General features: G+C 32.0%; 8 protein-coding genes. 1 reads left to right on the forward strand and 7 read right to left on the reverse strand.

Going from position 1 to position 13,520, the window contains the following annotated elements; all coding sequences use genetic code 11:
• Window positions 1–4 precede the first annotated feature (4 nt).
• The 7 genes from OCU47_RS13855 to pflB all read right to left on the reverse strand — a co-directional run bounded on the left by OCU47_RS13855 (window position 5) and on the right by pflB (window position 12,135).
• Window positions 5–2,161: a PTS sugar transporter subunit IIABC gene (locus OCU47_RS13855; protein ID WP_261829197.1), complete on the reverse strand. Its 2,157-nt coding sequence runs from the start codon at window positions 2,159–2,161 to the stop codon at window positions 5–7.
• 326 nt (window positions 2,162–2,487) lie between these two features.
• Window positions 2,488–4,251 carry an InlB B-repeat-containing protein gene (locus tag OCU47_RS13860; RefSeq protein ID WP_309297471.1) on the reverse strand — a complete coding sequence of 588 codons (1,764 nt, stop codon included), beginning with the start codon at window positions 4,249–4,251 and terminating at the stop codon, window positions 2,488–2,490.
• Window positions 4,179–6,332, reverse strand: coding sequence for an InlB B-repeat-containing protein (locus OCU47_RS13865; protein WP_261829198.1), 2,154 nt, complete (start codon window positions 6,330–6,332; stop codon window positions 4,179–4,181). The genes OCU47_RS13860 and OCU47_RS13865 overlap by 73 nt, the downstream gene beginning before the upstream one ends.
• Window positions 6,333–6,869: 537 nt before the next feature.
• The gene (locus OCU47_RS13875; RefSeq protein ID WP_309297454.1) at window positions 6,870–8,261 is read right to left on the reverse strand and encodes a family 10 glycosylhydrolase; all 1,392 of its coding nucleotides are present in this window, start codon (window positions 8,259–8,261) and stop codon (window positions 6,870–6,872) included.
• Between the two features lie 167 nt (window positions 8,262–8,428).
• Complete coding sequence (locus tag OCU47_RS13880) at window positions 8,429–8,689, reverse strand: CD3324 family protein (protein WP_261829199.1); 261 nt, start codon at window positions 8,687–8,689, stop codon at window positions 8,429–8,431.
• A gap of 45 nt (window positions 8,690–8,734) precedes the next feature.
• On the reverse strand, window positions 8,735–9,778 hold the full coding sequence (locus OCU47_RS13885) for a hypothetical protein (RefSeq protein ID WP_261829200.1): 1,044 nt from the start codon (window positions 9,776–9,778) through the stop codon (window positions 8,735–8,737).
• 128 nt (window positions 9,779–9,906) lie between these two features.
• Window positions 9,907–12,135, reverse strand: coding sequence for a formate C-acetyltransferase (gene pflB, locus OCU47_RS13890; protein WP_261829201.1), 2,229 nt, complete (start codon window positions 12,133–12,135; stop codon window positions 9,907–9,909).
• A 224-nt stretch (window positions 12,136–12,359) separates the two neighbouring features.
• Between pflB and OCU47_RS13895 the strand changes: the two genes are divergently transcribed.
• Window positions 12,360–13,376: a lysylphosphatidylglycerol synthase transmembrane domain-containing protein gene (locus tag OCU47_RS13895; protein ID WP_261829202.1), complete on the forward strand. Its 1,017-nt coding sequence runs from the start codon at window positions 12,360–12,362 to the stop codon at window positions 13,374–13,376.
• Window positions 13,377–13,520: the final 144 nt, after the last annotated feature.

Raw genomic sequence — 13,520 nt, forward strand, 5'->3', positions numbered from 1 at the left:
ATTGTTATTCTAATACATCAACTGCAAATAGAGCTTCTCCTGCCTTTATAGCACCTGTTTTTAATAAACGAACTTTTTGTTTATTACTTAGTGCTGTACATATACATGGTGATGCAACAGATGGTGCATTTTCTTTAACAAATTTAATATCAAAACTTAATAGTTTATCACCCTTTTTAACTTTGTCTCCTTCTGCTACGAAAGCTTCAAAGCCTTTTCCATCAAGTTTAACTGTGTCTATTCCTACATGAATAAGTAGTTCAAGTCCATCATTGGTAGTAAATCCTACTGCATGTTTTGTTGGGAATACAAAACTTACTGTACCGTCTGCTGGTGCTACTACTGTACCATCAACTGGAACAACCATAGCGCCATCTCCCATCATTCTACCTGCAAATGCTTCATCTGGTGTTTCTGATAAATCCTTAGCTTCACCTGTTAATGGGCTATCTAAGATTATAGTATTTACAACTTTTCCTTGAACTTCTTCTTTAGCAACTTCTTTAGTTGTTTGTTCTTCTTTTTTAGTTTCTACTGATTTAACTAAAACTTCTTCATCTGGTGCTGTAACTAAATAATCTTCTAAATTAGATTTTATAACAGTTACTCTTGGTCCATAAATAATTTGAACTCCAACACCCTTATGAACAAGTCCTGATGCTCCTGTTGATTTTAACAGAGCTTCATTTACTAATTCTGATTTGTGTACTGTACAACGTAATCTAGTTGCACAACAGTCAATGTCTGAAATATTTTTCTTTCCACCAAGACCTTCACAGATCATAGCTGAAAGTTCATCTACTTCTCCTGCAGCAGTTTCTGCTTGACCTTGACCATTTTTCTTAGCTTCTACATCGCTTCTACGATAAAGTTTAACTTCTTCGTTATCATCACAACCTGGAGTCTTTAAGTTAAATTTCTTAATTAAGAATGTGAATAATAAATAGTATACTACAAAATATGCTATACCTACAATTGGAATCCATATCCAACTTGTCTTAGCATTTCCTTGTAAAATACCAAATAGGAATAAGTCGATAAGTCCACCAGAGAATGTCATACCAACTCCAACTCCACACATATGCATTAACATATATGCAGTTCCTGCAAATATACAGTGAAGTCCATATAATGCTGGTGCAACGAATAAGAACGTAAATTCTATTGGTTCAGTAATACCAGTAAGCATTGAAGTTAACGCTGCAGATAATAATAAACCTCCTACTAATTTTCTCTTTTCTGGTTTAGCACATTGATACATAGCAAGTGCTGCTCCTGGTAAACCAAATATCATTAATGGGAATTTACCAGACATAAATCTTGTTGCAGAAACACTGAAGTGAGTGATTCCTGGAGTTCCTAATTGAGCAAAGAAAATATTTTGAGCACCTTCTATAACTTTTCCACCAACAACAGCTGTACCACCAACTGCAGTTTGCCAGAATGGTAAATAGAATACGTGGTGAAGTCCGAATGGAATTAATAAACGTTCCATTAAGCCATATAACCATGTTCCTGCATAACCTGATTGTAACACAACAGATCCAACTTTATAAATACCTGATTGAACTGGAGGCCAAGCAAAGAATGCTACTATACCAACGAATAAATAAACAAGTCCACTTATTATAGGAACAAATCTAGTACCACCAAAGAATGATAATACTTGTGGTAATTCAATCTTATAAAATTTATTATGAAGTGCTGCTACACCAAGACCTACTATAATACCACCGAAAACACCCATTTGTAATGATGTTATACCAAGAACTGAAGTTGATGCTCCATTAAGAAGAGCCTTAGTTCCTCCGTTAATTGTAATCATAGCACCTATTGATGCATGCATTATAAGGAACGCGATGGCTGCTGATAAAGCTGCAACATCTTTTTCTTTTTTAGCCATACCTATTGCAACACCTATTGCAAATATTAATGGTAAGTTACCAAATACTATATTTCCTGCTGCGTTCATTACTGTAAGCAATGAATTAGCTACGGAACCTGGTCCCATTATATTATAAAGTCCATAAGTTTTAAGCATTGTCTCATTTGTAAATGAGCCACCTATACCTAAAAGTAATCCAGCTACTGGTAAAATAGCTATTGGAAGCATAAATGATCTTCCTACACGTTGTAAAACGCCAAATACTCTGTCTTTCATGAAAATTCTCCTTTTTTTGTAATACTTTTGTAGACTGGGATGTTTAGATGCTTTCCGCGCGCAAAAAAAGCATCAACTAACATAAACATCCTCAAATATCTATGCATAGTTAATGCCTGATTACCAGTTACATACTATATCACACAATCATGATATCAAGTTTGAAAACGTCTGTCAATGATTTTATGAATTTTTTTTTAAATATTAATTAACATTATTTAAATACGTATTATTCACAATTAATATTAACTTAATAAAAAAGGTGTAGCACTAGTAGTTGAAAACTGCTAGTGCTACACCTCCTTAATGAATTTTATTTTTAAATTCTATTTTATTTTTCTTCTTACTAACCAAATTCCAGACAATACAAGCACTCCACTTATTGAAAGTAAATCAATAAGATCTACAGCTGAACCAGTTTGTGGCAAGTTAGTTTTTGCATCTGTAATTTTTGAAGAAGATTTTTCTGAACTTGCAGGCTTTGGTAAAGTACTCTCATTATTTTTATTAGTTTCTGCATTGTTTTTTGTTTTTTGCATTACTGCAAATTTAGTAAAGTGAGAAGTATAATAATTGAATTCCATTGTATTTTTATCAAAACTTCCACCTAGCTCTATCCATTTCTTAATACTATCATCATAGTAATATACAGATAACTTACTAGTATCTATGTTTTTTATATCCTCACTGTTAAGCTTTATACTTATCTTAACTTGCTGATTATTAGCAAATTTGTGTATATCCTTAATAAGTGCGTTATTATAATTAAATAATTGTATTCTAAAATCAAGTACTGCCCCAACAGTCTTTACATCTGATGGTAATTTCTTAATTAATTCATTTTTGCTAGTACTATCAACTGTTTTTTGTAAAACTTTTATATAATCAACACCACTTAAATCAGAAGAACTTACTACATTAGTAGGAATAATTAAATGTGCCTCTTTAGTATTTACTACTATAGTATTTTTCCCACTAGTAAAGTATCCAAGTGCTGTTTTTACTTCTTTAGTATTTTTGTCCACACTCTTTTCTGGTATGTTATATGTTATTCCAGTAACATACACAGCGGTAGCAACTATATTTTCAGAAATATTATTAAATTTCTTATCCCATGCTGAGAATTTATAACCTATTCGAGTCGGTTCATTAGGTGCCACAGCATCTTTACCATATTCAATGTTTTGTGTTGATAATACTGTACCATTATAATCCTTAAATATAACTACATAGTGATTTATTTCATACTTTGCTGTTACTGTTAAATTTCCTGTTATAGAATCAATGTTTTTATTCCAACCAATAAAAGTATATCCTTTTCTTGTAGGAACAGATGGCGCTATTGCTGGTTTACCATATTCTATAGTTTGTGGATTTCCAATTACTGCTCCATTATAATCTACAAAAGTTACTGTAGAATGATTTACTGCATACATAGCTTTCACTTCAACATTACTTGTTATATTATTAAAAACTCTGTCCCATCCAATAAATGTATAGCCTTCTCTTGCTGGTACTTCTGGTGCTGTAGCTTCATTTCCATATTCTACACTTTGTGCTGTTCCTATTTGAGTCCCATCATAGTTTTGGAATGTTACTGTGTAGTGATTTATTGTGTATGTTGCTTTTACTGTTACATTTCCTGTTATATGGTCAAAACTCTTGTCCCACCCTGTAAATGTATATCCTTCTCTTACTGGAGCTTCTGGTGCTGTTGCTCCATGTCCGTACTCTACACTTTGTGCTGTTCCTATTTGAGTTCCATCATAATTTTGGAATGTCACATCATAGTGATTTGATGTATATGTTGCTTTTACTGTCACATTTCCTGTTATATGGTCAAAACTCTTGTCCCATCCTGCAAAGGTATATCCTTCTCTTAGTTGCACTTCTGGTGCTGTTGCTCCATGTCCATATTCTACACTTTGCACTGCTCCTATTTGAGTTCCATCATAATTTTGGAATGTTACATCATAGTGATTTGCTGTGTATGTTGCTGTTACTGTTACATTTCCTGTTATATGATCAAAACTCTTATCCCATATCCCTCTCTTAATTGCACTTCTGGTGCTGTTACTCCATGTCCGTATTCTACACTTTGTACTGCTCCTATTTGAGTTCCATCATAATTTTGGAATGTCACATCATAGTGATTGATTGTATATGTTGCCTTTACTATTAAGTTTCCTGTTATATGGTCAAAACTCTTATCCCATCCTGCAAAGGTATATCCTTCTCTTGCTGGGGCTTGTGGTGCTACTGCTCCATGTCCGTATTCTACTCTTTGTACTGTTCCTATTTGAGTTCCATCATAATCCTGAAAAGTCACTGCATAATGATTAATATTATATTGTGCGACAACTACTATGTCACCTTCTATAAGATTAAACTCTTTATCCCAACCTGCAAATGTATATCCTTCTTTTACTGGCGGTATAGGTGGTGATGCTACTCCACCATATTCTATGCTTTGAGAAGTTCCTATTGTTGTTACACCATCATTATCTACGAATGATACTAAAAAGTGCTTTATAGAATATGTTGCATTTACATCTAGATTTCCAGTTACATTATTTAAACTCCTGTCCCATCCTGTAAATGTATACCCTGTCCTTGTTGGATTAATTGATGGTTCTATAGCCGTTCCTCCATAACTAACTGTTTGAGGCATACCTATTACTGCTCCATTATAATCTCTAAATGTTACTGTATAATTATTTGCTGAATATGTTGGATTTACATCTAAATTATCAGTTATATTATTAAAACTCTTGTCCCATCCTGTGAACGTATACCCTGTTCTTGTTGGAATAATTGGCGGTGCTATAGCTGTTCCTCCATAACTAACTGTTTGAGGTAGCCATAATACTGTTCCATCATAATTTCTAAATATCACTGTATAATTACTTGCTGAATATGTTGCATTTACATCAGTATTTCTAGTTATATTATTAAAGCTCTTGTCCCATCCTGTAAAGGTATATCCTGCTCTCACTGGATTAGATGGTGCTGTTGCTGTTCCTCCATAACTAACTACCTGAGGTGTACCTATTACTGTGCCATTGTAATCTTTAAATGTTACTGTATAATTACTTGCTGAATATGTTGCATTTACATCTGTGTTGCTAGTTATATTGTTAAAACTCTTGTCCCATCCTGCAAAAGTATAACCTACTCTTGTTGGATTAGATGGTGCTGTTGCTGCCCCTCCGTAAGTCACAGTTTGAGGTGTTCCTATTACGGTCCCATTATAATCCTTAAATGTTACTGTATACTTTGGCGTTGTATCACTTACTGTAATAGCTAATGTTTGAGGAGCTCCAGCACTAAAATTAAATTGTAATGCTGTTGTTCCTTCTGGTCTACCTGCAAGATATCCCTTCTTTATTGTTACTACATTACCTGACACTGTATAGTCTGTATTAACAACTAACGGCACACCATTATTTGTAATGTTAATCAAGCTATTTCCATTAGCTGCAATACTAGTTGTTACATCTGCTTGCGCTGAAGTATTCTTATCAAAACTAGCTGTTGCTGGAGTAATTATACTATTTGAGACAGTGGCTATAAAAAGCCTAGGTGCACTTCCATTCGTTGCTTCCCTTGAAGCAAATGCAAATCCACCAGATATTGCTGATAATACAAATGTAGCTTGCTTGTCCCCATTAATCTCACCATTAATAAAATTAGTTACATCAATTGTAATCCACTGTCCTTCAGCAGTTACTGGTTGGTTTGGTACAATTACAGTTGACTGTTGCGGAATAATAGTTGTTGATTCTGGCCATGAATCATTATAAGATCCATATAAATTAAAGAAACTTGTTATTCCAGGAGTAGCATATGTAGTATAAATTTGCAGTTTTGCATCTGTAACATTAGAAGTTACTCCATTTAAATTGAAATGAATAGCTGATTTGGAATTCTGAACTCCTCCATCCATACTACCTACCCAATTGGATTCATATGGTGCAAAATTTGATTCTCCTATACCCCTATTTCCATCAATATAGATTTCATTATCTACAAATGTATCTTTATCAGCACCTATTCCTAGCACTGATGCATAAGCTTGTTTAACTCCTAAACCTAACCCTTGAGTTACTCCACTAAGCATAGTTAATGATAGCAGAATTCCTATTGTTCTCTTAATAATTTTATTCTTCATAAGTTTGTCCCCTTATTAAATTTTTGTTTTTGACTTTTTAAAAATATCCCCCTATTTACTACTTATACATTAATTTTTTGTGACTAATGGTCTTAAAGACTTTAATTTGGATAAAAATCAAAAAGTATTGTCTATTATAATGAATTTAAGAAATGCAATTAGAAACATTTTCTATATGTCTTTCTTATTTTACTCACATAACTAATAACGGTCAAGAAGTTTTTCTGAAATTTTGTAGAATTTTGTAGAATTTTAGGCGCAAAATAAAATAGCAGTATCACAAAATATGAATACTACTATTTTTACTCAATAATATAATTAGCTGAACACTTATACATATGCAGATACTACACTCATATACCATTCAAACATACACATAGAAACCATACGTGCATATGCAGCACTAATATGTCTATAAATACATATAGAACTATTCCACCTAAATGTTGGTGAGAATATTGTCGAATTTTCACAACTTGTCCACCAACATTATTAATGAAACTCCTATTCCTAGCGTCGTAGGAGTACTCATATAAATTAATTTACTTTAACATAACTCATACTTACCCAAGCCACTCTTCCACTTGACAACTTGACATTATACCAACCATTTTTGCTGCCTAAAATAGTTACTCTTGCCCCTCTACTTACTGTTGTTAAAATAGAATAATTTAGACCAGGACCACTTCTAACATTTAAAACACTAGCTGTAACAATCCCTGTCTTAACTTTATTTTGAGATGATTTATTAGAAGTATTAGTATTTGAACCTTGAGATTTATTTTGATTAAAAGCTTTTATTTTATCTTTGCAGTTTGTTTTATCTGATAATAAATCTTTTAAACTAAAATAAAAACTTCCACCAACTTGAGAGTATTTTTTATTAATCTGTAACTGCGTATCTATTTGATTGGCAACTACATTCTTATATATTCCCTGCCCAATGTATAATTTCACCTTAGTTCCCTTCACTTCATTTGACCACCACTTAACTAGGGTTTCATAATCAGCAGCTTTATTTCCTGTTTCCCAATAAATTTGAGGAACAATATAATCAATCCATCCATTTTTTATCCAAGCTCTCGTATCTGAAAATACAGAATAGTAACATTCATTACCTAAAGTATTAGAGCCTGTAGCATCAGATTCTTTATTCTTCCAAATTCCAGCTGGACTTATTCCAAACAATACATTTTTCTTAGTACTCTTAATGGCCTTGCCAACTCGCTTTACCATATCATTAACGTTCTGTCTTCTGCTGTTTGCAACTGAACCATCTTTTCCTTGTCCTTGAGGAAGTGGATAATTTGATGGGTAAAAATAGTCATCAAAATGTATTGCATCAACATCATATTTCTTAACTATTTCAACCACAGTATCTACAATATGCTTCTTTACCCCTTCTACTGCTGGATTATAGTACAAAGCATCATTATACTTAAGTACCCAATCAGGATGAAGTCTCGCTGGGTGATTCTTAGAAAGAGAACTTATTCCTGAACCTGGCATAGTTACTCTATAAGGATTTAGCCATGCATGGAATGACATTCCCCTTTTATGTGCCTCTTTAATCATAAAATCCATAGGATCATAACCTGGATTTTTTCCTTGAACTCCAGTTAAATATTCAGACCAAGGATTAATACTAGATTTATAAAAAGCATCTGCCTTAGGTCTTACTTGCACTACTACAGTGTTAATACCTATAGATTTTAATTTATCCAACTTTTGAATAAACTCATTTTTTTGGCTAGCCATATTATTTTGTGTGCTTGGATAGTCTAAATTATAGACTGTGGCTATCCATGCTGCCTGCATATTTTGCGGTAAATTAGCTGCATAAACATCTTTCTCAACAACATTAGGTGTAAAAAGACTTGCAGTAAAAAGTAGTATAAGCAACATATAAAGTGTCTTTTTCTTTTTCAATTAATTTTCCCCCTTTAATCTTTTTGCAAAAATATGTATTTCAATAAATAAACTACACACTGGGTTTACAGCATTATTACCAGTGTAGAATATTATTGATAAATTATATATTATTATAGTAAAATGACTTACCCATTTTAGGCAAGTCATTTTTTTATAACTACATATTATTTATGATATATTATTTTTCTAATACTCTCTAAAGATAAATTAAAAGTCAATGCTAGTTCTTCCATTGGAACTCCAGCTCTATATTTCTCACAAATTTGTTCATTGCGCTCCTTATAATATCTACGTGCTCCGGAACACTCTCCCCATTTCTGTTTTTCAGTAACTTGGGGAATATAGATTGCTTCTCCTGAGGTGTATTTCTGTATTTCTTGAAGCAATTTATCCGGCAAAATTTCTGAAGCATTTCTATATTTCATAATTCTATCACTGGCTCCTCAGTTTAATATTTAAAATGTAATATGCTACTTTTGACACTTCAAAAATTCTTCTAAATTATCATATTTTCTCAAGGTTACCCCATGTTGCTTTATCTGATTTACAATGTAATCTTCTATCTCATTTGCACGCTTTCTAAAAGAAGATAAATCATCTGCATCGTAGACACCAAGTAAATCCATCTTATCTAAGCCCATCTCTTCTGAAAGAATATCAAATTCTATTTGTAAATAGCATCCCAAAGAAAAACTCTCAATATATAAATTATTCTTACATCCATATTCAATACGCCTAAAAGTATATCTAGATTCCTCATACCATCCAGCTAATTCATCATAGTTGCAGTTATTAGTCATATTTTGTGGAACAAACTGCTTAAAGAATTCTCTTGTGTCATTCATTAAATCATGAACAAGCTTTAATATAGACTCAACATCTTTTGCTCTAAGAATTCTTTCGTAATTTTCCAAGAAGCCAGCAGGAATGTTAGGTAACTCTTTTATTGCTTCATTCACCTGTGAACATCCATAATCCCTTTTAGTATAAGTTCCATTAATTATTGCTAATGCCTCGTATAAATATTTTGTAATTCCTCCAGCTGCTTTTCTAATGCTGCACATAGAAGTTTCAAACATCATAGTCTTATAGATATCCATAGCACAACTAATTTTTTCTAGGGATTTCTTATATATAAAATCTTTATTCTTCAAATTATTAAATAGAGTTCTCTTAAGTAATTCAAAACGTTCTCTATCTGTTTCATTTCTAGCATATAAAATCTCACTCTCTGCTAAGCAAAAAGTAATATTTTCATTTAGTGCTGCTAAGCCTTCTACTCTCTCCCAAGACATAGGAAATAAATCGTATCCCATATTATCAATTATAAAAGTTCTTGCAAGAGAATACCCATGATCACAAGCTGGTATAAAAAAATCAAACGCCATATCATCTCCATCTGTTGGAATCTTACATGCACCCTTTCTTCCTAATAGTAAACTAATCTCTCCGTTATATTCAGTTTCTATTTTGTTGATAACCCACTGAATTAACTCTTTATCTATATTTTCCATATATCCTCGTCTCCTTACAACCTTTTTATTTTTAGGTAACAGCTGCTTTCCATACTTTAATTCTATATAAAAAGAAGACGACCTTCAATGCCGTCTTCTTTTCTTACCTATTCATTACCATTGTTGTATTAAATTGATTCATGAAATGTTCTGCTTATAACTTCTAATTGTTGTTCTCTTGACAATCTGCTGAAGTTAACTGCATATCCTGAAACTCTGATTGTTAGTGTTGGATATTGATCTGGATTTTCCATTGCATCAATCAATGTTTGTCTGTTAAGAACATTAACATTTAAATGGTGAGCTCCTTGAACAAAGTATCCATCTAATATCGAAACTAGATTATTTACTTTTTGCTCTTCACTCTTTCCAAGTGCATCTGGAACAATTGAAAATGTATTTGAAACACCATCTTGGCACACTTCATTATATGGTATCTTAGCTACTGAGTTAAGTGATGCAAGTGCTCCATTTATATCTCTACCATGCATTGGATTTGCTCCTGGTGCTAGTGGTTCACCCTTCTTTCTTCCATCTGGTGTTGTACCAGTTTTCTTACCATACATAACATTTGATGTTATTGTTAATGCTGATAATGTATGCTTAGCATCTCTATATAAAGGATGTTTCTTAAGTTCACTTGAGAACTTAGTAACTACCTCTACTCCTAAATCATCTGCTCTATCATCATCATTTCCGTACTTAGGGAATTCCCCTACAACTTCAAAATCTACAGCTATGCCTTCTTCATTTCTAATTGGCTTAACCTTCGCATATTTTATTGCAGATAATGAGTCTATTGCAACTGAAAGTCCTGCTATTCCAAAGGCCATCAATCTTTCAACTGCTGTATCATGTAAAGCCATTTGTCCTGCTTCATATGCATATTTGTCATGCATAAAGTGAATTATATTCATTGTATCTACATAAACTTTAGCAACATATTCTAAAACTTTAAAGTAATTTGCTTTAACTTTATTAAAATCAAGATATTCATCAGTAATTTGCTCTATTCCTGGAACAACTTTAATTCCCTTTAGTTCATCTACTCCACCATTTACAGCATATAATAATGATTTAGCTATATTGCATCTAGCTCCAAAGAATTGCATTTCCTTACCAACCTTCATTGCTGATACACAACAAGCTATTGCATAATCATCACCATAAACTGGTCTCATTACTTCGTCATTCTCATATTGAATTGAATCTGTCTTAATTGATATCTCTGCACAATACTTCTTAAAGTTTTCTGGTAACTTATCAGACCATAAAACAGTTAAGTTTGGTTCAGCTGAAGTTCCTAGATTAATTAAAGTGTGTAAATATCTATAAGAATTCTTCGTTACAAGTGGTTTACCATTTATACCAACTCCACCAATGGATTCTGTTACCCAAGTTGGGTCTCCTCCAAATAACTCATTATATTCTGGAGTTCTTAAATGTCTAACCAATCTTAGCTTAATTATCAATTGATCTACTATTTCCTGAGCTTCTTTTTCTGAAATTACCCCTGCTTCTAAATCTCTTTCAATATATATATCAAGGAATGTTGAAGTTCTACCAAATGAAGTAGCAGCTCCATTGTTTTCTTTTATTCCTGCTAAATAGCCAAAGTATAAATATTGAGCAGCTTCTCTAGCATTTGAGGCTGGCTTAGATATATCAACACCATATTTAGATGCCATTGATTTAATTTCACCTAAAGCTCTTATCTGCATTGATACTTCTTCTCTTTTTCTTATTAGTTCATCAAGCATGTCCCCTTGAAGATTATCTAAATCTTTTTTCTTTTCTTCTATTAAATAATCTATACCATAAAGAGTCACTCTTCTGTAATCACCTATGATTCTTCCTCTACCATAAGCATCTGGTAAACCTGTTAAAAGTCCTGCACTTCTTGCTAATCTTATTTCTTTTGTATATCCATCAAAAACTCCTTCATTGTGAGTTTTTCTATATCTAGGGAAATGTTTTTCAATTTCAGGATCAAGTTCATAACCATATTCCTGTAGTGAGCTTTGAACCATTCTCATACCACCAAATGGATTTACAATTCTCTTTAGTGGTGCATCTGTCTGCAATCCAACTATCACTTCATTATCTTTATCTATATAACCCGGATCATAATTATCAATTCCTGACACTCTATCTGTAGCTACATCAATAATTCCCTTTTTAACTTCTTCAACTATTAAAGCATAAGCCTTGTCCCACACCTTAGTTGTTTTATCAGTTTTACTTTCTAAAAAAGAATAATCGCCTTCATATAATTTATAATTTTTTTGTATAAAGTTTCTTACATCAATGCCTTCCTGCCAAGTTCCTTCTTTAAATCCTTCCCATTCTTTAAACATGATTCTCCTCCTCAACAGTTGTTATAATTTAAAAATAGTATATTTACTACTTCCATCTTGAGTATATTATAACTGGCTTAGCAAAAATAAGATGTGATTTGAATCACATTTGGAAAGAAACCAACACATGTATATTGAACTAATTTGTAGAATATATAATTTAAATATACAAAAACTACTCTTAATAATAATATTTTATATATATATGTTGAGGAGTTATTTAGATGAAAAATAAAATATTTAATTCTATTATAGTAGTAGTTTCAGCTTGCATTTTTTTATCATTTTTCCTTTTTAATAAAGGATTAAATTCTTTAATCCAAGAAATAAAAACATTAAATCCTCTATGGATAGCATTAGCTATAATATTAATGCTTTTGTTTTGGCTCTTCGAAATGCTTACATTATACGTGATTACAAAAACATTTTACAAAGCAGATAATCTACTTATAAAATCTTTTAAGTTTGAGATGATTGGACAGTTCTTTGGTGCCGTGTCTCCTTTTTCAGCTGGAAGCCATCCAGCTCAGCTATATGCAATGATTGAGGATGGCATTCCTGCTGGAATATCTGGTTGCATTTTAATGATAAAATTCATAATACATCAAGCAATCAATATAATTATATTGATTTTAGCAGTTATATTTAAATTTAGCTACTTTAATTCAAGAGTTAACTACTTTATATATTTTTGCATTTCAGGACTTATTGTTCATATATTTATCATGATATTTGCAGTACTATTTTCAATAAGCAAAAATATAACCAGTAAAATTCTAATGTTTTCTATTAAATGCTTAAATAAATTTAAATTAGTGAAGAATGTAGATTCAACCTACAAAGAAATCGAAATTGAATTACAAAGTTTCCACGAAAATGCATCCTTAATGACTAAAAATATAGGAATGTGCATTTATGCCTCAATATTTACCATACTTCAGTGGTTAGCTTTTTTTAGTATACCTTATTGCATTTATAGAAGTTTTGGCTTTAATTCAGCTAACATATTGACCATGATTACTGCTCAGATATTTTTGATTAACTTCATGGCAATTATTCCTTTACCTGGAGCAGAAGGTGGCGCAGAGGGTGGTTTTTATTTTATATATAGTTTATTTTTTAAATCAAGTACAATACTAACAGCTATTTTTATATGGAGACTATTAACCTATTATTCAGCCATAGCTGTAGGTGGTGTATTTGCTATTGTATTACCAAAAAGCTCAAAGAAAAAGAAATAATAAAAAGTGTACAGAATGATTTAATAATCACTTTGTACACTTTCTTTTTTTCTAAATAATATTGCAAATAACAAATGAAGTAGATACCATATATACGGTGCATTTTAATACATATATTTAGATTTCCTCTTAATACTAAACTTA

Source organism: Clostridium sp. TW13 (assembly GCF_024345225.1).
Lineage (GTDB): Bacteria > Bacillota > Clostridia > Clostridiales > Clostridiaceae > Inconstantimicrobium > Inconstantimicrobium mannanitabidum.

Coding starts and splice junctions, on each gene's coding strand:
- OCU47_RS13855 (WP_261829197.1), bottom strand. CDS start 2,161: ATGAAAGACAGAGTATTTGGCGTTTTACAACGTGTAGGAAGATCATTT.
- OCU47_RS13865 (WP_261829198.1), bottom strand. CDS start 6,332: ATGAAGAATAAAATTATTAAGAGAACAATAGGAATTCTGCTATCATTA.
- OCU47_RS13880 (WP_261829199.1), bottom strand. CDS start 8,689: ATGAAATATAGAAATGCTTCAGAAATTTTGCCGGATAAATTGCTTCAA.
- OCU47_RS13885 (WP_261829200.1), bottom strand. CDS start 9,778: ATGGAAAATATAGATAAAGAGTTAATTCAGTGGGTTATCAACAAAATA.
- pflB (WP_261829201.1), bottom strand. CDS start 12,135: ATGTTTAAAGAATGGGAAGGATTTAAAGAAGGAACTTGGCAGGAAGGC.
- OCU47_RS13895 (WP_261829202.1), top strand. CDS start 12,360: ATGAAAAATAAAATATTTAATTCTATTATAGTAGTAGTTTCAGCTTGC.